The 18,336-nt window shown below is 60.8% G+C and carries 17 protein-coding genes; 10 read left to right on the top strand and 7 right to left on the bottom strand.

Features of this window, described 5'->3' with window-relative positions; genetic code table 11:
- Positions 1-9: 9 nt before the first annotated feature.
- A complete protein-coding gene (locus ACO08A_RS27240) occupies positions 10-777 on the bottom strand; it encodes an FKBP-type peptidyl-prolyl cis-trans isomerase (RefSeq protein WP_422038984.1) in 768 nt (255 codons plus the stop codon).
- A gap of 108 nt (positions 778-885) precedes the next feature.
- Here ACO08A_RS27240 and ACO08A_RS27235 point away from each other — a divergent pair, with 108 nt between their 5' ends.
- Positions 886-1,914 carry a M23 family metallopeptidase gene (locus ACO08A_RS27235; RefSeq protein ID WP_422038983.1) on the top strand — a complete coding sequence of 343 codons (1,029 nt, stop codon included), beginning with the start codon at positions 886-888 and terminating at the stop codon, positions 1,912-1,914.
- A gap of 63 nt (positions 1,915-1,977) precedes the next feature.
- Here ACO08A_RS27235 and ACO08A_RS27230 read toward each other — a convergent pair whose 3' ends face one another.
- A complete protein-coding gene (locus ACO08A_RS27230) occupies positions 1,978-2,556 on the bottom strand; it encodes a MarR family winged helix-turn-helix transcriptional regulator (protein ID WP_422038981.1) in 579 nt (192 codons plus the stop codon).
- 225 nt (positions 2,557-2,781) lie between these two features.
- Here ACO08A_RS27230 and ACO08A_RS27225 point away from each other — a divergent pair, with 225 nt between their 5' ends.
- Positions 2,782-3,783 carry a DMT family transporter gene (locus ACO08A_RS27225; RefSeq protein ID WP_422038980.1) on the top strand — a complete coding sequence of 334 codons (1,002 nt, stop codon included), beginning with the start codon at positions 2,782-2,784 and terminating at the stop codon, positions 3,781-3,783.
- Between the two features lie 3 nt (positions 3,784-3,786).
- Here the strand turns inward: ACO08A_RS27225 and ACO08A_RS27220 are convergent, their stop codons facing one another.
- On the bottom strand, positions 3,787-4,680 hold the full coding sequence (locus ACO08A_RS27220) for an ROK family protein (RefSeq protein ID WP_422038978.1): 894 nt from the start codon (positions 4,678-4,680) through the stop codon (positions 3,787-3,789).
- A 369-nt stretch (positions 4,681-5,049) separates the two neighbouring features.
- Positions 5,050-5,985 (bottom strand): pirin family protein, encoded by a 936-nt coding sequence (locus ACO08A_RS27215; protein ID WP_422038977.1) that lies wholly within the window; start codon positions 5,983-5,985, stop codon positions 5,050-5,052.
- Between the two features lie 147 nt (positions 5,986-6,132).
- Between ACO08A_RS27215 and ACO08A_RS27210 the strand changes: the two genes are divergently transcribed.
- Both ACO08A_RS27210 and ACO08A_RS27205 read left to right on the top strand, forming a co-directional pair.
- Positions 6,133-6,660, top strand: a complete 528-nt coding sequence (locus ACO08A_RS27210; protein WP_422038976.1) for a DNA topology modulation protein FlaR — start codon at positions 6,133-6,135, stop codon at positions 6,658-6,660.
- Positions 6,661-6,696: 36 nt separating this feature from the next.
- The gene (locus ACO08A_RS27205; protein WP_422038975.1) at positions 6,697-7,299 is read left to right on the top strand and encodes a thiamine phosphate synthase; all 603 of its coding nucleotides are present in this window, start codon (positions 6,697-6,699) and stop codon (positions 7,297-7,299) included.
- 21 nt (positions 7,300-7,320) lie between these two features.
- On the opposite strand, the gene ACO08A_RS27200 is transcribed toward ACO08A_RS27205, so the two are convergent.
- A complete protein-coding gene (locus tag ACO08A_RS27200; RefSeq protein WP_422041824.1) occupies positions 7,321-8,199 on the bottom strand; it encodes a LysR family transcriptional regulator in 879 nt (292 codons plus the stop codon).
- Positions 8,200-8,477: 278 nt separating this feature from the next.
- On the opposite strand from ACO08A_RS27200, the gene ACO08A_RS27195 reads away from it, so the two are divergent.
- On the top strand, positions 8,478-9,977 hold the full coding sequence (locus tag ACO08A_RS27195) for a CoA-acylating methylmalonate-semialdehyde dehydrogenase (RefSeq protein ID WP_421982682.1): 1,500 nt from the start codon (positions 8,478-8,480) through the stop codon (positions 9,975-9,977).
- Between the two features lie 47 nt (positions 9,978-10,024).
- Here the strand turns inward: ACO08A_RS27195 and ACO08A_RS27190 are convergent, their stop codons facing one another.
- Complete coding sequence (locus tag ACO08A_RS27190) at positions 10,025-10,342, bottom strand: hypothetical protein (protein WP_422038974.1); 318 nt, start codon at positions 10,340-10,342, stop codon at positions 10,025-10,027.
- A 324-nt stretch (positions 10,343-10,666) separates the two neighbouring features.
- Between ACO08A_RS27190 and cydD the strand changes: the two genes are divergently transcribed.
- The 5 genes from cydD (at position 10,667) to cydX (ending at position 17,232) form a co-directional block, all read left to right on the top strand.
- Entirely contained in the window at positions 10,667-12,382 is a 1,716-nt protein-coding gene (gene cydD, locus ACO08A_RS27185; RefSeq protein WP_422038973.1) for a thiol reductant ABC exporter subunit CydD, read from the top strand.
- On the top strand, positions 12,379-14,031 hold the full coding sequence (gene cydC, locus ACO08A_RS27180) for a thiol reductant ABC exporter subunit CydC (RefSeq protein WP_422038972.1): 1,653 nt from the start codon (positions 12,379-12,381) through the stop codon (positions 14,029-14,031). The genes cydD and cydC overlap by 4 nt, the downstream gene beginning before the upstream one ends.
- A 285-nt stretch (positions 14,032-14,316) precedes the next feature.
- Positions 14,317-15,924: a cytochrome ubiquinol oxidase subunit I gene (locus ACO08A_RS27175; RefSeq protein WP_422038971.1), complete on the top strand. Its 1,608-nt coding sequence runs from the start codon at positions 14,317-14,319 to the stop codon at positions 15,922-15,924.
- Positions 15,925-15,930: 6 nt separating this feature from the next.
- Positions 15,931-17,088: a cytochrome d ubiquinol oxidase subunit II gene (gene cydB, locus ACO08A_RS27170; protein ID WP_422038970.1), complete on the top strand. Its 1,158-nt coding sequence runs from the start codon at positions 15,931-15,933 to the stop codon at positions 17,086-17,088.
- Between the two features lie 12 nt (positions 17,089-17,100).
- A complete protein-coding gene (cydX, locus tag ACO08A_RS27165; RefSeq protein ID WP_319387106.1) occupies positions 17,101-17,232 on the top strand; it encodes a cytochrome bd-I oxidase subunit CydX in 132 nt (43 codons plus the stop codon).
- 45 nt (positions 17,233-17,277) lie between these two features.
- On the opposite strand, the gene ACO08A_RS27160 is transcribed toward cydX, so the two are convergent.
- On the bottom strand, positions 17,278-18,153 hold the full coding sequence (locus ACO08A_RS27160; protein ID WP_422038969.1) for a hypothetical protein: 876 nt from the start codon (positions 18,151-18,153) through the stop codon (positions 17,278-17,280).
- Between the last annotated feature and the right edge of the window lie 183 nt (positions 18,154-18,336).

The raw sequence follows: 18,336 nt of genomic DNA, 5'->3' as shown, positions 1-18,336 counted from the left end.
CGCGGCCGCTCAGCACAGCCAGCAGTTTTCGGGCAGGGTGGCGGCAGCGACGGTTTCCCCGCTGCCGATCCAGTCCATGATGCCTTTTTCAACATTGACCACGTTTGTGAACCCGGCCTGACCTGAGAGATACTCGGACAGAACCTGGCTGCGCCGGCCTGTGCGGCAGATGAAGACGATTTCCTGATCGGGGCCGGAAACGAGCTTCTGCAACGCGGAGCCGAATTCGGGATTGACGTTGCCTTTGGCGTCGAAGAACGTGACGAGATGGGTGCCGGGGATGACGCCGGTCTCCTTCCATTCGTCCGGCCGGCGGATGTCAATTACCGTCGAACCTGCCGCCAGCATCTCCTTCAGCCTGTCGTTGCCGATGTCGGAATATTTCTTGCCCTTGACGCCCAGAAGCTCGATCTCGAACTTGAGCGTGGCGTTCGGCGGTATCACGCCGCCTGCGCCCTGTGCCCCATAGGCCAGGTTCGGCGGTATGATCAGTTCGCGCTTGCCGCCGACCTGCATGCCTTCAACACCTTGTTCCCAACCCGGAATGACCCGTCTCTCGCCGAGCGTGAAGGAGAACGGTGTGCCCCGGTCAACGCTTGAATCGAACTTGGTGCCGTCCATCAGCCAGCCCGTGTAGTGCACGACGACGGTCTCGCCGACATTGGCCTCTTCCCCGGTTCCCTTTTCGATGTCGCGAATTTGCAGTTCGGTTTGTGCAAGTGCCGAGGTGCTCACAAAAACCGCTACAAAAAGAGTGGTCAGCCATTTAATCATCATGCTTGATCCATACTGTCCGTAAAATCTGTTGCCCGAGGGTCGGCGATCGGCCCCGGGAATGCAAGTCACGCTCTTTTAACGAACGATCACGTGAAAAGGATCACATCGATGATGCGGCGCATTGGCACAATCGGGCTCATGGCTGGCGTATTTGCCGTGCTCGGCATGGCTTCCGGAACGCCGGCGGCGGCGGATCTGGAACTGACGCTTCCGATCGACTGCACGTTGGGCGAGGACTGTTTCGTGCAGAACTATGTCGACATCGACCCGGCGGACACCGTGATGACCGCATCCTGCGAGCGGGCGGGATATGATGGCCACAAGGGTACGGATTTCAGGGTCCTGAACACGGCGAAAAGCGCTGACGTCATCGCGGCAGCACCTGGTGTCGTGAAGGGCGTGCGGGACGAGATGCCGGACAGGCTTGTCCTTTCCGAAAGCGACCGCGAGCAGGTCGGCGGCAAGGAGTGCGGAAATGGTGTCGTGATCGCGCACGGCGATGGCTGGGAAACCCAGTATTGCCATCTGCAGCTTGGATCGGTCACCGTGAAGGCGGGGCAACGGGTGGAACGCGGCGCCAGGCTCGGCCGCGTCGGCTATTCCGGCTTTGCCGCATTTCCGCATGTGCATCTGTCCGTCCGCAAGAATGGCGAGATAATCGATCCCTTTCTGGGGACCCCGGACAACGCCCGTTCCCGTCTTGAAGGCTGCCGGTCGGATGGATCCGGGTCGCTGCAATACCAGGACGCCCTCTGGCAGGCCGATATCAACAGCCTGCTGATCGATGCCTCAGGCAAGATCATCGAAACCGGCTTTGCCGACAGTCCGGTGAAGTCGATTGACGTTGAACGCGCGGAGGTAAGCACGCCGGCGGCCGGTTCCCCGGCGTTCGTGTTCTTCGCCAGGCTGATCAATGTCCGCAAGGGAGACCGGATTGCCTTGCGACTGGTCGGTCCTGAAGGGGTGCTTGCCGAAACCGGGGGCAAGCCGATTGACGGACAGAAGGCGCAATGGGTTGCCTTTGCAGGGCGCAAGCTGAAGCAGGAAAGCTGGCCGGCGGGAAACTATGTCGGGACGGCCATGCTGATCCGGGACGGCGAGATCATCCAGCAGGAAACGGCGGTCTTGTCGTTCTGAAGTGTTTGCCGCCCGTTGAGCCGAGATCTCACGCTACGGGGAACGTTCCCGGCGATCTCGGACCTACTTGCCGCCTGCCGGATCGTTGACGCTCCTGATCAGCTTTCCGAGCAGGGATGACAACTGTTCCTGTTCAGGGCCAGTCAACCCGCCGATCGCCCTGTGCTGCACATCGACATAGCCGGGGATCATGTCCTTGACCAGCTTGAGGCCCTCCGGTGTCACGCAGACCGAAAGCGCCCTGCGATCCTCGGGATGTGGACGGCGTTCCACGAGGCCGGCCCTTTCCAGCTTGTCGACGCGGGCTGTCATGCCGCCGGAACTCATCATAGTTGACCTGTAGAGCTCCGTTGGCGTGAGCTGGTAGGGCGGACCTGACCTGACAAGCGTGGCAAGAACGTCGAATTCTCCCAGTTTTAGTCCGATCTCCGCATAGGCAGGCACCAGATAGTCGCGGTTCATGATCTGGGCCGCTTCGTTGAGCCGGCCAAGCAGAACCATCGGCTGCAGCTTGTCAGCAACCGACGGCACTTCCTTTTGCCATTGCCGGCTGGCCCGCTCGGCCCGGTCGACCAGGAGGTCGTCCGGGTCACCGAACAGGTTGTTCCCGGCTTGCGACGTGTCTGTCTCTGACTTGGTCATGTCTTTCTCGAAGCCTGACGTTTCCGGAGCAGTCAAATTCTCATCGACTGTGCCGACGGGAAAAGGCCGATCTTTCAGGAATTTAACCCGGGAACCATTCCTGCTCGGGCAGGCAATGTCAATCTTTTTCAAGAATCTTTAAGTCAAGTATCTTGAAATCAAGATAAAATATGTTACCTAGTTTGACAGGGAAACGATCCCTTGTTCAACAATGGGGAAGGTGCCATGACCGCCACCGCAGGATGTGAAAAAGAGGTCAGCTCCGATGTCGGGGAAGGTCGGGACAGGAATAATGCAGGTGTCGGAAACCTGCTCGACGCGCCAATTGTGCTGTTGCTGATCGTCGGCTCGTTCCTTGCCGTCTCCACGGTGTTTGCCAAGGCTGCGCCGAGTTTCGGCTGGCATCCGGTCGGCCTGCTTCAATGGTCTGTTCTTGGCGGCGCCGCAGGAATGTTCGCGGCAACACGGCTTGCCGGCCTGAAAAGCCGCAAGGCAGGTTCCAGGAAGGCGGTCGCAATCCGCCGTCAGTTGCTTGTCTACATCTCCGTCACGGGGATCCTGTTCATCTTGCCGAATATGATCGCGGTGACCGCCGCGCCGAAGGTCGGAGCCGGATTTGTGGCGCTATGTTATGCGTTCCCCCTGGTCCTGACCTATGCATTCGCCGTTGTGCTGGGATTGCAGCGTTTCCAGTCGCTCATGGTCGCAGGCGTGATTTTCGGTGTCGCCGGGGGCGTGCTGCTCGCGGTTTCGGGCAAGACCCTGTCCGCCGATGCATCGCTGTGGTCCGTTCTGGCACTGTCGATTCCCGTTTTCTTGGCGGCCGGAAACATTTATCGCACGCTCAAATGGCCGGAAGGTGCGAAACCCGTCGACCTTGCACTCGGGATGATGATTGTCGGATTTCTGGCCTTGTTCCTGTTCACCGCCCTCTGGAAGATTCCGGTCGCACCGGCTGAATGGACAGGGGAGGCCGTCACGCTGCTGGCCGCGCAGACTGCAATTTTTGGCCTGCAATACGGTCTCTATTTCCGGCTCCAGAAGAGCGCCGGACCGGTCTATCTGAGTCAGATCGGATCTGTTGCGGCCGTCGTCGGTCTCGCGCTCGGGTACCTCGTGTTCAACGAGGTCCCGAACGCGGCGAAACTCGCAGCCGTCGGTGCTGTCGGGATCGGTATCGTGCTCGTCACGATGGGGCAGCGCCGGCTTATCCGCGCCGGACGCTGAGTATCAGTTCCAGAGCCAGGCTGCGCCGCGCACGCCTGAACTGTCACCATGAACCGCCTTGCGGATGGGCGTGTCGAACGTATCGGAGAATATGTACGGGGCCATCGCAGGTGGCAGATCGGCATAGAGTTCCTCGATGTTCGACATGCCGCCGCCCAGAACGAACACGTCTGGGTCCAGCAGGTTTGCGGACATGGCGAGCGAGCGGGCGAGGCGGCTGACATAGGCTTCGTAGATCTCGCCTGCCACCGGGTCACCACTGCGCTTGAGCGCCATGATTTCGTGCCCCTTCAGCAAGGTGCCGGTCTTTTCCTTGTAGTCGAGCTGAAAACCGGTGCCTGAGCACCAGCGGTCGATGACGCCCTTGTGGCCGATCCAGCTGTCGGGTCCCGGAAACTCCCCGGCCGACAGCCAGGGCACGGTGATCGCTCCCCATTCACCACCGATTCCGTTGGCGCCCAGATGCGCCTTTGCATCGATGGCGATGCCGGAACCGCTCCCTGTTCCGATAATGATCGCATGCACGACATGCGCACCGGCACCGGCTCCATCGGTTGCTTCTGACACGGCCAGGCAGTTGGCGTCGTTCTGAATGCGCACGGGTCTGCCGACCACATTTTCCAGATCCTTGTCGAGCGGTTTGCCGTTCATCCACGTCGAGTTCGCGTTCTTGACGAGCCCCGACTTGGGCGACAGCGAACCGGGAATGCCGAGCCCGAGCGTGCCTGTCTGACCCGTAGCGGTCTCGGCGGCATCGACAAGGAACTTCACGGCCTCTAGACAGCCCTGATAGTCGTCACGCGGCGTGTCGACGCGTTGCCGGAAAAGCTCTTGCCCGTCCTGCGACAAGGCAATGATCTCTATCTTGGTACCGCCCCAGTCTATCCCAAGCCGCATGGTGTCTTTCCTTCTTTTCAACCGCCGGCCCGAACCAACGTCAAGTTTTGTCAAAGTCGGTTCCGGAGAAACCGGGGTTGAACGCGCGCGAGGCGTTCCGGTACGGCGCGCTTCGTCTCGCCCGGGAAGCGGGCGGTAGCGAAATCGCGGCCGGAACCGAATGAACGCAGCACACGTGACCTGTTGTCAGAACGGGGCTTTATTTGCCGAGAACGGGAGCCAAAAGCAAGAGTGCACCTGCCGAAACATGCCGAAACCCAACGGTATGGCGCTTTCCTTGTTCCCACGCAGAAGGCGAAATGCAAAAAGAGCCGGGCACAGCCGGCTCTCTTCAACTTGGTTTTATGGCTTGCTTTGCCGTCCCGCGCGTCAGGGTCCGGGCCGGTCGGGGAGCGGAATGAATTCTTCCGCATCGCCCGGAACCGTATCGAAGCGGCCTTGCTTCCAGTCTTCCTTGGCCTGTTCGATCCGTTCCTTCGAGGAGGAAACGAAGTTCCACCAGATGTAGCGGTCACCGTCCATCGGTTCGCCGCCCAGAACAACGAAGCGTGCCGGATTGGGCGTGTTGTTCTCGATGACGAGATGATCGCCCGCTTTGAAGACCAGCAACTGCGCCGGGTCGAACGCCTGGCCGGCAATCGTTATCTGGCCGGAGATCGTGTAGAGGCCACGCTCTTCCCATCCGGCATCGAGCGGAACTTTCGCCCCCGGTTCCAGGGCGATGTCGGCATAGAACATGTCCGACGCTGTCTTCACCGGGGCCGTGTGCCCGTAAAGGCTGCCGGCGATCAGCTTGACCGATGCGCCATTGTCGGCGAATTCCGGTTGTTCATCCGTGCCATGGTGCTGGAACGTCGGATCGCCTTCTTCCAGGTGCTTCGGCAGAGCGACCCAGCTCTGCAATCCGAACAGGGGCCGCTTTTCGGTCATGCGCTCCGGACGCTCCCGTTCGGAGTGCACGATGCCCTTGCCGGCGCTCATCCAGTTAAGCGCACCCGGTGCAATCGCGATTTCCGTGCCGAGGCTGTCGCGGTGATACATTTCCCCTTCGAAGAGATAGGTGACTGTCGCCAAGCCGATATGCGGGTGCGGGCGCACGTCTATGCCGCCGCCGACCAGAAGCTCTGCCGGTCCCATCTGATCGAAGAAGATGAAGGGCCCGACCATGCGGCGCTTTGCCGAGGGCAGGGCGCGCCGAACCGAAAAGCCGCCGAGATCGGACGTGCGCGGTACGATTAGCGTGTCGATGGGATCGCAACTTGATGCGACACCGGGTATCGGATCCGGACTGTTCAACCAGCTCATTGACCTCTCCTTGCCGTCAAACTCTTCTCTGCCCCTTAGATAGGGTGACAGCGTGGAAAGTGTCCATTGAACAGTCTGTTTCCATCTGACCAGACGATCGCGGGCGTGTATAACAGCGGTCCAGCAACCGTTTCCGGAAGCAAATCAATGAAACGCGTCATGATCGTCGGCGGCCCGGGCTCCGGGAAAAGCACGCTTGCGCGCCGCTTGGGTGACCTGACGGGTCTGCCCGTCTTCCATATGGACAAGATCCACTGGTGCGCCGGATGGGTGGAACGCACCCGCGAGGAAAAGGGGCGCATGACCCACGAGGTGCATATCCGGGATCGCTGGATCTTCGAAGGCGGACATTCCAGCACCTATCCGGAGCGGGTCGCGAGGGCGGACACGTTCGTCTGGCTCGATGTTCCGGTCGGCCTGCGCCTCTTCAGGGTGCTCAAGCGATCCGTCCTGTTCCATGGCAAAACGCGGCCTGACCTAGCCGATGGCTGTCCCGAGCGGTTTGATCTGCAAACGATCGAATTTGTCAGGTTCATCTGGCGTACGCGGCATTCCGCACGCGCCAAGCTGCTTGCCATCTATCAGAACCCGCCGCCGCATCTGCGGGTGTTCCGGCTGAAAACGAAGGTTGAATTCGATGCGTTTTTGCAAAACTGTTCCGCCGGCAACGACTGAAACAAGAAACCGCAGCAGCAGACAAAAGAGGACTTCATGAAACTCGATCCGTTCTACCCGATCGTCGACAGCTCGACCTGGGTTGCGCGCCTTGTGCCCCTTGGTGTGAAGCTGCTGCAGTTGCGTATCAAGGACGTCGAGGATGAAAACAGGCTGCAGCAGGAAATCTCGGCAGCGAGGAAGGTCTGTGAAAGGCATGGCTGCCAGCTGATCGTGAACGACTATTGGCAGCTGGCGATCGATGAAGCCTGCGATTTCGTTCATCTCGGTCAGGAAGACCTGGAGGGCGCGGATCTGGACGCCATCCGCCGCGCGGGTCTTCGTCTTGGTGTCTCCACACATGATGGGGATGAGCTCGAGACAGCGCTGTCCGCTGACCCGGATTACATCGCGCTTGGCCCCGTGTTTCCGACCAGCTCCAAGTCCCTGAAATGGGAACCGCAGGGTGTTGCAAAGGTCACGGGCTGGAAGCGGCAGGTCGGCGATCTGCCGCTCGTGGCGATTGGCGGCATCACTCTTGAAAGGGCCGTGGAAGTTCTGCAAAGCGGCGCGGACAGCATTGCCGTCATAAGCGACGTGACGCGCAACCCAGACCCGGAGCAGCGCACGCGGGACTGGATCGGGCAAACGCGCCGATAGCAAGACGTCATAAGGCGAGCTTCAGAAAAGCGCTCTATCGCGCGCGACCTGATCGCGCAGGAAATCCTGGACGGCGGCGACGTGGCGAAGCGGACGGGAGCTTTCATGCGTGACCATCCAGTAGGCACGGCGCAATTTCATGGCGGGAAGAACCGAAACGAGATCCGGGTCTTCGCGCGCGATAAAATCGTGCAGGATACCGATACCGGCGCCACCGCGGACGGCCTCCGTCTGTCCGAGCGCGGACGCGATTTCGAAGCGCGCCGTCCAGTCCTTGCTGAATTCAGCCCCGTAGTTCAGCTGCGGTGAATAAAGAAGGTCCTCAACGTAGCCGATAAGATCGTGCGCGCCAAGATCGCTTGCCGAGGCGGGCGTACCGCGTTGGCTCAGGTAGGATTTCGAGGCATAGAGACCGAGGGCATAATCAACCAGCTTGCCCGCGACCAGGCGGCCGGTTTCGGGTCGGTCGATCGTAACGGCAATGTCTGCTTCGCGGCGCGACAGGGAAAAAGACCGGGCGACCGGAACAAGCTGCACGGTCAGGCCGGGGTGCCTGGCGGTCAGCTTGCCGAGCCTGGGGGCGAGATAGGCGACGCCGAAGCCATCGGGAGCACCGATGCGGACGGTGCCGGCGATTTCCGGCGTATCACCGCCGAGATCCGCCTCCGCAGCAACCGCTTCCGCTTCCATCCGTTCCGCGCGCTCGAAAAAACGGCTGCCTGCCTCGGTCAGCAGACACCCGGACGTCGACCGGTCAAACAGTCTGGTGCCCAGGCTTTCTTCGAGGGATGTGAGGCGTCTTGCGACGGTTGCGTGGTTTACGCCAAGGCGCTTGGCCGCGGCCAGAATCTGCCCGGTGCGGGCAATCGAAAGGAATATCCTGATGTCATCCCAGTTCATGACGTCCGCTCCAATCTCGCTGCCCTGCCGCACCAGCGGGCTTGACCCGGTGAACCGCGCCGTATTGTCTGGTTTCAACATGCGTCCAACGGGCGTCGGATGGGACGCGGACGGCTGGAGCAACTCTGGCACCTGAATGCCATAGCTTTAAAAAATGCACAACAGATCCGGAAAACTGGGTCTTGTTTGCAACAAAAATAAAAGCGAAAAAGAGCGCAATCGGAGTGGACACAACACCGTGCCGACAAACCGGCTGCGGTTGATTGGGAGAGATTGAAATGCAGAAAATCGGTCACTTTATCGACGGCAGGCATGTCGAGGGCACGTCTGGCCGCTATACCGACGTCTACAATCCGGCCACCGGCGAAGTTCAGGCGCAGGTCGCGCTCGCAAGCCAGGCCGAGATCGACGCCGCTGTCGCCAATGCCGCTGAAGCGCAGCTTGGCTGGGCCGCCACCAACCCGCAGCGCCGCGCCCGCGTCATGATGAAGTTTGTCGACCTCCTGAACCGGGACATGGACAAGCTGGCCGAAGCGCTTTCGCGCGAGCACGGCAAGACGCTTCCCGACGCCAAGGGCGACATCATTCGCGGCCTGGAAGTGGCCGAATTCTGCATCGGTGCTCCGCACCTGCTGAAAGGTGAGTACACCGAAGGGGCGGGACCGGGCATCGACATGTACTCCATGCGCCAGCCCCTGGGTGTCGTTGCCGGCATCACGCCTTTCAACTTCCCGGCCATGATCCCGATGTGGAAATTCTGTCCGGCGATCTCCTGCGGCAACGCCTTCATTCTGAAGCCGTCCGAACGGGACCCCTCCGTGCCGATCATGCTCGCCGAGCTCATGATCGAAGCCGGTCTGCCGGCCGGTGTCCTGAACGTGGTCAATGGTGACAAGAGTGCGGTCGACGCAATCTGTGACGACGAAACCATTCAGGCTGTCGGTTTTGTCGGGTCGACCCCGATCGCGCAGTATGTCTACTCCCGGGCAACGGCAAACGGAAAGCGCGCCCAGTGTTTCGGTGGCGCCAAGAACCACATGATCATCATGCCCGATGCCGATCTGGATCAGGCCGCCGACGCGCTCGTTGGTGCCGGTTACGGCGCAGCCGGGGAGCGCTGCATGGCCGTCTCCGTGGCGGTTCCTGTCGGCGAGACCACTGCCAACGCACTGATCGAGAAACTGGCGCCGAAGGTCGAAGCCCTGAAGATTGGTCCCTACACGGCCGGTGACGATGTCGACTTCGGTCCGCTTGTGACCAAGGAAGCACTCGGCCGCGTGCGCGGTCTTGTCGACCAGGGCGTCAAGGAAGGCGCGAACCTTGTCGTGGACGGGCGCGATTTCTCCATGCAGGGCTATGAAAACGGGTTCTTCATGGGTGGCTGTCTGTTCGACAACGTGACCAAGGAGATGGACATCTACAAGACCGAGATCTTCGGTCCGGTTCTGTCGGTCGTCCGTGCCGAAAGCTACGAGGAAGCCCTCGATCTGCCGCTCAGCCACGAATACGGCAACGGCACCGCCATCTTCACCCGTGACGGTGATACGGCACGCGACTTCGCGTCCCGCATCAATATCGGCATGGTTGGCATCAACGTTCCGATCCCCGTGCCGCTTGCCTATCACACGTTCGGCGGCTGGAAGAAGTCCGGCTTCGGGGACCTGAACCAGCACGGTCCCGACGGGTTCAAGTTTTACACCCGCACCAAGACCGTGACTTCCCGCTGGCCGTCCGGTCTGAAAGACGGCGCGGAGTTCGTCATTCCGACGATGAAGTAAGTCATTTAGAATGATGCAGTGAAAACGGCGCCTGTGGCGCCGTTTTTTTATGCGGCTACGGCCGGCGCCTCCACAGTGCGGTCGGGTGCGTAGTGTGACATGGTGACGACGCCGTCGATTTCGGCAAGGAGCGCCGCGAAGGTCGGATCGCTCATGATCTTTTCCGATGCTGCCTTTGCGCAGTCCAGATCCTTCCAGAAGACGACATCGGCAAATATGTTTTCGTCCGTCAGGGATTCATAGGCGGTCCAGGAGACAAAGCCTTCAAATTGCCTTGCAATGTCCTGCGCCGCACGGCGGGCCAATCGGGCTTTCTCCTTGTCCTTGATCTTGAAGACGACGAGTTCGAGGCAGGGATCTGTCATGGTTTTCTCCAGCAGGTTTCACGATTTCAATGCGCGCGACCATCGCACAGGCCTCCTGACAGCATCCCGTCAGCACATCGCCGGCGTCCGTGCGCCAAAAAGTCCCGAAAGTTTCCGCCAGCCCATTGTGGCGAAACGGGAAGGGGCGTTGTAAGGACATGCAGGGAGACGACGTTTGCAAATGTGCGTAATTTATGGAGAGGCTGCTCCTTGAGAGATCGGCTGGACCGGTCTTGACGGACATGAAGGGCGCTGGGACGGGGTTTGGGAAAACACGCGAAAAACGCTCCTGAGATTGGAGGCCCGGACGATTGCGACGGGAAGATGCTTCGCAGGGCAGGGTTGGTTCAGGCTCTCGCGGATCTCCTGTGGGTGCCGCAGGCCGGGTTCCTTGCCTGGTCGTTGGGAGCGGTGCTGTCGCAATCGGCCGGTTCCGGCACGGAAGGCACACCAAACCAGCTGGCACCTGTCCTCCTGACGGCGGCGGCCATGGTTGTCCTGATCGCTTTTGTTCGCGTTTTTCTTCAATACCATGCTCAGGACACGGCGCGGCGCGCCGCGCGGCAGATACAGGAAAGAGCCAGGTCGGCATTGCTTCATGCCGCCGCAAGGCGCTCGCCCTCTGAGAGCTTTCCCTCATCCGGGGCCTTTGCCGCGCATGTCGTCGATCAGGTGGATCTGCTGGGTCCTTACTACCGGAATTTCATGCCGCAATACATGCGGCTCAAACTCGTGCCGATCGGCATCGTTCTGGTCACCGCATGGTTCAGCTGGCTTGCAGCCTTGATTCTGCTTGTCTGTGGTCCCGTGATCCCGGTTTTCATGGCGCTGATCGGGTCTCGGGCAAAGGCCGCGAGCGAAGACCAGCAGGAGGAATTGACGCGTCTCAGCGGCATGTTGCTCGACCGGATCAGGGGATTGGAGACGCTGACGGTTTTCGGCGCACTCGACCGCACCAGGGCGGATATTCATGTCGCAGGTGAACGTTTTCGGCTCGGCACGATGAAGGTTCTGAAGGTGGCCTTTCTGTCGTCGACTGTCCTGGAGCTGTTTTCCGCGCTCGGCATTGCCTTTTCTGCGGTTTATGTGGGGTTCACGCTGTTGGGCGATCTTGACATCGGCACATGGGGTGTCCCGCTTGGCTACGCCGGCGGCCTGTTTGTTCTACTGCTCGCGCCCGAGTTCTTTGCACCCTTGCGCGCCTTTTCCGCGGCCTATCACGACCGCGCAGCGGGCATCGCGGCATCCCGCAAGCTGTCTGAGCTTCTTCAGGACATGCAGACCGGAAGTCGGGACACTTTGAAGGAAAGCGGCGGCATCGTGGAGAGCAACGCGGTGCAGAAAGCCCGGTGCCTCGCCGGGCCGCCGGGCATTTTGGTCTCGGACCTGTCGATCATGCTGTCGGGAAGACCGGTTTTTGAGCGGTTCTCGTTGAAGGTGGCACCGGGAGAGACCCTTTTGCTCACCGGCAGAAGCGGACGTGGAAAGTCCACACTCCTCGATTGCGTGCTTGGGTTCCGGACACCGGATGACGGGCAGGTGCTGCTGAACGGGACCGATGTGCGCGTTGTGGCGAAAGATCTTCAGACGAACGTCATGTGGCTGGGCCAGGCGCCCAAACTGTTTCACGGCAGTCTCAAGTCCAATCTCCTCAAAGGGCATCCGCGGGCGGATCTCGTCTCCCCGGATGAGATATGGAAGACGCTGCACCTTGCGGGCGCTGCAGAACTCGTCGAACGCCTGCCGCAGGGGCTCTCCACGCGGATCGGCGAAGATGGTTTCGGTCTGTCCGTCGGCGAAATACGCCGCATCGCGTTGGCACGTGCGGCCTTGCGAACCGATGCCGTCCTGCTGATCGCCGACGAACCGACCGCCGGTCTCGATAAGGAAACCGCCGCCGATGTCGTGACTGGGCTGGGACAACTGGCGAAGGGCAGGACAACTCTCGTCGCCTCGCACGATGCTGCCGTCCTGGATTTGCCGGGCCGTGTGCTGGATCTGGACAGTCTCGAGACGCATGCGTTGGAGCCGGTGACATGACGGCAATATGGCAAATCGTGAAGCGCCAGCGCTCCTTTGATCGTCTTCACTTCTGGCTTGGCATCCTGGTAGCCCTTTTGCCCGCTGTTGCCGGGATCCTCCTGCTCGGTGTCTCCGGCTGGTTCATCACTGTTGCGGCGATTGCCGGTCTGAGCGGGGCGTTCCTGAACATCTTCGCACCGAGCGCCATCATCCGTGCTCTGGCCATCATCCGCACCGCGGGACGCTATGGCGAGCGATTGCTCACACATGATGCGACCTTTCGCTTCCTCGGGGATCTTCGCGACCGGCTGTTTGCACTATGCTCGGAAAAAGCGCGCGACGGGCGCCGGTCCGGCCTGCTGCTCAACCGGTTGACCGCTGACATTGCGGCACTCGATGCGATTTACCTGCGTCTCGTCGTGCCCGGTGCCCTGGCGCTGACCATCTTCGCGTGTCTTCTCCTGTTCTGGTCCAGTGTATCGATACCCGTATTCCTGGCAGGTTTCGGGTTTGTCCTGGCGTGGACGTTACTGATCTTCCGCTCGCTTGCCCGCCCCGACAAGATATCCGCGCGCCGCGCGGATGCCGCGTCCGAGGCGATGCGGCTTCGAGCGGCGGATCTGGCGGCGGGCCGGCGCGATCTTGCCATCTACGGCGGCCTCGACGCTGCAGCGGAAAACGTCGCCCATGCCGGGCGCCGGCTGCAGCAGGCCGAGGATAGTCTCGAAAGACGGGCTGCCGCGACATCCGCCACCTCGAGCCTCATCGGACAGATGTTTCTGGCGGCAATGCTGCTGGCCTGCGCCTTCGGTGTCGCAGGAGGGACCATCGGCCTTGCCTTCGCCGTGGGCCTCGTGCTCGTCGTGACCGCGCTTCCGGACATCATCTCGATGCTGCTTGCCGGACTTGAAAATCTGCCCCGGACGTCATTGGCCGCCCGGCGCACGGTCGCGGCAGGTGAGGTCTCTGCCAGAAGCAACGAGACGCGCACGGACCGTTCGAAAACGGAAGTGCAGCCTGGAGGCACCGCCGCCGTCCTGCGTTTTGATGGGGTTTCGTTCAGTTATGAAGGCGCCGCCAAGGATGTGTTGGACGCAGTGTCCTTCGAGATCGGCCCCGGAGAGATCGTTGCCGTTGCCGGGCGCAGCGGCTGCGGCAAAAGCACGATTGCCGCGCTCACCGCCCGGTTGATCCATGCCCGGAGCGGCCGGGTCCTTCTCAACGGGCACCCGGTTGAAGACTATCCGGAAGACGCGCTTCGCAGGTCGATCACGGTCGTCGGCCAGCGTCCTTACCTCTTCAATGACACGCTCGCTGCAAATCTGCGCGTGGCTGATCCGCAGGCAGGCGAGGCGGATCTCTGGCAGGCGCTGGAGCAGGCAGCGCTCTCCGAACGCATTGCAACGGGTCACGAAGGTCTGGCGGCCGTTCTTGGAGAAGGCGGGTTGGGACTTTCCGGCGGGGAGCAGCGAAGACTGGCGCTCGCTCGCGCATTCCTCACACGGCCCGCTCTTTTCGTGCTCGATGAAATGACAGAGGGTCTCGATGACGGGACTGCCGGGGATGTTCTCGACAGGTTCCTGGAATACAAGGGCTCATCGGCTGTCCTGATGATTGCCCACAAGACGCGGGAACTGGAAGCCGCCGATCGTGTGATACACCTGTAAAAAGTGCCCAGCTGACCGGTACACCGGGCAACAGGCGATCGTTTTTTTCAAAGGTGACGCTCGGTTTTTCTGCGATTTGTGGTTGTCCATTACGACTTGTCGCATTGACCTCTCTGCTGGCCTGAGCCACCATCCGGATTCGGTAGCCTATTGCTCTTAACGGTTTTTTTGACGGGAAAAGACAAGCATTTTGTATGGCGATGAGTGCGCCGAGTTGCATCATGTCTGTTGAGAGCAGCCCTGACTTAAGGTTCAGACCCTGAGGGTTTGAAAAGGGGGAATGCAATGGAACTGAGTGTCGTCGATCTGTCCCGGCTGCAATTTGCCATGACAGCGCTTTATCACTTCCTGTTTGTGCCTTTGACCATCGGATTGTCCATTCTGCTCGCGACCATGGAGACGGTCTACGTCATGACCGGCCGCGAGATCTGGAAGCGCATGGTCAAGTTCTGGGGAACGCTGTTCGGGATCAATTTCGTCCTCGGTGTTGCCACCGGCCTTACGATGGAATTCCAGTTCGGCATGAACTGGGCCTATTTCAGCCAGTATGTGGGCGATGTATTCGGCGCACCGCTGGCCATCGAAGGCCTGATGGCCTTCTTCCTCGAAGCCACGTTTGTCGGCCTGTTCTTCTTCGGCTGGGACAAGCTCACCAGGCGCCAGCACCTGGCAGCAACCTGGGCGCTCGCGCTCGGGACCAACTTCTCCGCGCTCTGGATCCTGATCGCCAACGGCTGGATGCAGAATCCGGTCGGGGCCATCTTCAATCCGGACACCATGCGCATGGAGGTCAGCAGTTTCTTCGACGTGCTGTTCAACCCGGTTGCGCAGGCCAAATTCGTGCACACGGTTTCGGCCGGGTATGTCACGGCCGCACTCTTCATGCTGGGCATTTCCGCCTGGTACATGCTTCAGGGCAGACATCTCCAGATCGCCAAGCGGTCAATGGCGATCGCGTCCGCCTTCGGCTTCGCCTCGGCTCTGTCCGTTGTCGTCCTCGGCGATGAAAGCGGCTACGAGGCCAACCTGAACCAGAAGATGAAGCTCGCGACGATCGAGGCCATGTGGGAGACCGAACCGGCGCCCGCGGCCTTCAACGTCGTCGCCTGGCCGGACATGGAAAAACGGGAGAACATCTTCGCGATCGAGGTGCCCTATGTCATGGGTCTGATCGCGACCCGGTCGCTGGACACCGTGATCCCGGGCATCAATGAACTCGTCGACCGTTCCAAGGACCGCATCCGTCAGGGTGCCATTGCCTGGGATGCCCTGCAGAAGATCCGCGAGAACCCGGAAACGGTGTCTGAAGAGGTTCGAGAAACCTTCAGCTACAATGCCAGCTCGCTCGGTTATGCCTACCTGCTGCTGCCCTATACGGACAATCCGATGGAAGCGACCACCGAGCAGATCGAGGAGGCAGCCTGGTCCACCGTGCCGAACGTCTGGCCGATGTTCTACGCCTTCCGGATCATGGTGGCATGCGGCTTCTTCTTCATCCTGCTGACCACCGTTTTCTTCTATTATTCCTCATCTGGAAAACTGGATCTCCTGCGCGAAAAGCACCGGTGGCTGCTTCATGTCGCCGTATGGTCGATCCCGCTTCCGTGGATCGCCTGCGAGATGGGATGGTTCGTTGCGGAGTACGGCCGCCAGCCGTGGATCATCGAAAGCATGCTGCCGACCTCCGCTGCGGTCTCCAGCCTGTCGGTCACAGAGGTCCTGCTGACACTGGCAGGCTTCGTGATCCTCTACAGCACGCTGCTGGTGATCGAGATCGCCCTGATGATCAAGTACATCCGGATCGGTCCGGACGACGGCGAACCGGCCGGGACCGCATCGCCGCCTGCAAGCGCACAGCCGGTTTCCGGCGCAGCCCCTGTTCCAGCGGAGTGACCGGTCATGATCCTTTATGAAATGATCGACTATTCGACACTGAAAGTGATCTGGTGGGTCCTGCTCGGCATCCTCCTGATCGGCTTTGCGGTCACCGACGGTTTCGACATGGGCGTCGGCGCGCTGCTGCCGTTCATTGCCGAAACCGACATCGAACGCCGCGTGGTGATCAATACCATCGGCCCGACATGGGAAGGCAACCAGGTCTGGTTCATTCTCGGGGGAGGGGCGATCTTCGCCGCCTGGCCGCCGCTCTACGCGATCAGCTTCTCCGGTTTCTATCTTGCCATGTTCGTGGTGCTTGCCGCGATGATCCTGCGCCCGGTCGCCTTCAAGTACCGGTCGAAGCGGCCTGATCCGTCCTGGCGCAACAGCTGGGACTGGGCACTCTTTGTCGGATCCTTCGTGCCGGCTCTGGTGTTCGGCGTCGCGGTCGGCAACGTGCTGCTGGGCGTGCCGTTCTCGCTCGATAACGACCTCAGGATGACCTACGAGGGATCTTTCTTCGGCCTCTTCTCTCCGTTCTCATTGCTGTGCGGACTGCTCTCCGTCGCCATGCTGGTGATGCATGGCGCCGTGTGGCTGGTCATGCGCACCACCGGAGAAATCGCAACAAGAGCCCGGCGATACGGCACGATTGCCGCGCTGCTTGGCATCGCCCTGTTCGCGCTTGGCGGCTATCTCGTTGCAAGCGGGTATGTCGACGGGTTCCGGATCACGTCGGACGTCGATCCGAACATGCAGGCGAACCCGCTGGCCAAGACCGCGGCGATCGAGGACGGTGCCTGGATGGCGAACTATGCCGCTTATCCGTTACTCTGGATCGTACCCGGCCTGGGCTTCCTCGGATTGCTCGGAACGCTGCTGCTGCTACAGACAAGGATGGAGATGCTCATCTTCGCCTTTTCGAAATCGGCGATCGTCGGGATCATCGCGACGGTCGGGATTTCCATGTTTCCGTTCATCCTGCCGTCTTCGGTGCAGCCGGAGGCGAGCCTGACCGTCTGGGATGCGTCCTCGACGCACCGGACCCTGTTCAACATGCTGGTGGCAACCGTCATCTTCCTGCCGATCATCCTCGTCTACACCGCCTGGGTCTATAAGGTGCTCTGGGGCAAGGTGGACGAGGAAACCATCGAGCGCGACAACCACACGGCTTACTGAGGAGACGACAAGATGTGGTATTTTGCCTGGATCCTCGGAATGCCGCTGGCGTGCTGCCTTGCGATTCTGAACGCCATGTGGCTGGAGCTGCGCTCCGACGACGAGCGCAGGGAAGAGGAGCGTCAGCGCTTTCATCGCCCGTGATGGGGATTTCGGCCGGGACGTTGTGCCCGGCCGTTGCCTGCCCGATTAGTTGATCGCAACCGTGTAGCGGACAATCCTGTTGTTGTCGCTGTCGGAGAAGTAATACTCGTTGCCCCGAATGGCGACGCCTTCGGGATCGTCGAAGAGGTTGGGTCCCTTTCCGGGTGTCCCGGTTCCCAGAACACCGACGAGAACGGCGCCGTCTTCCGTGTCCGGATCGATCATCAGGATGCGGTGTGCATCCTGGTCCGCGACGACAAGCCTGCCGAAACTGTCGATGTCGAGATAGCGGGGTCCGTAAAACCCGAATTGCGGTCCTTCGACCGTCTGCAATTTTTCAAGGCTTGGCGAGTACCGTACAAGCCGCCGGTTGAAATTGTCGGCCACCCAGACCGAGCCGTCAGGACCTTCGGCGACATCGTGCGCGCCCGGGTGCGAGCCGGCGCTCGCGACCGCTTCGCCATTCTCGTAGGCGATCAAAAGCCCGGTCCCGCCTGCCATCGCATAGATGCGTCCGTTGCTGTGCGCGAGCGCGCCCTCGGTCCTGGGGGCGGCCAGCGTGGCGGAGGGTTCACCATCAAGCGTCTCGATACCGCTGAAGACGAACACGCTGCCAAATCCTGTCACCGCGACTGCGACCTCGCCGCCAGGGCCGAATGAGATGTCATGCGCGCCGGGCAACTTTCCCGCGCTCAGGCTTTCCACGACATCCAGCGTGTCCGGATCAACGACGGCAATCCGGTTTCCGAACTTGTCCGCGACATAGAGGCGTCCGTCCGGCCCGAAGGCCAGGTCATGGGGATCGTTCAGGACGTCGGGTCCGGCCTTGTCGAATGACGCGAAGGGAGCGGGGGCCTCCTGCGCGCTTGCAGCAACGCTTGCAAGACACGCAACAACAAGGATTTCGATACCGATCCGCATGGACAGATCTCCAATTGGCCTGAGAGAACGGGCGCGAGAAAGACAGGTGGAAGCATCGTGCTGTGTAAGCTGCGGCCGGTCAACCTGCGGGACGCTTCGCTAGCCCGCTGACACCGCGTGGCAGTTGTCTGTATACAAAGCACCGGACGCTGAATAAGTTGAGGCCGCCCGGCAGGGTAGGCC

This window comes from Roseibium sp. (assembly GCF_965232425.1).
GTDB lineage: Bacteria > Pseudomonadota > Alphaproteobacteria > Rhizobiales > Stappiaceae > Roseibium.
Note: the sequence above shows the minus strand (reverse complement) of the source record. Positions and strands in the feature narration are given on the sequence as shown.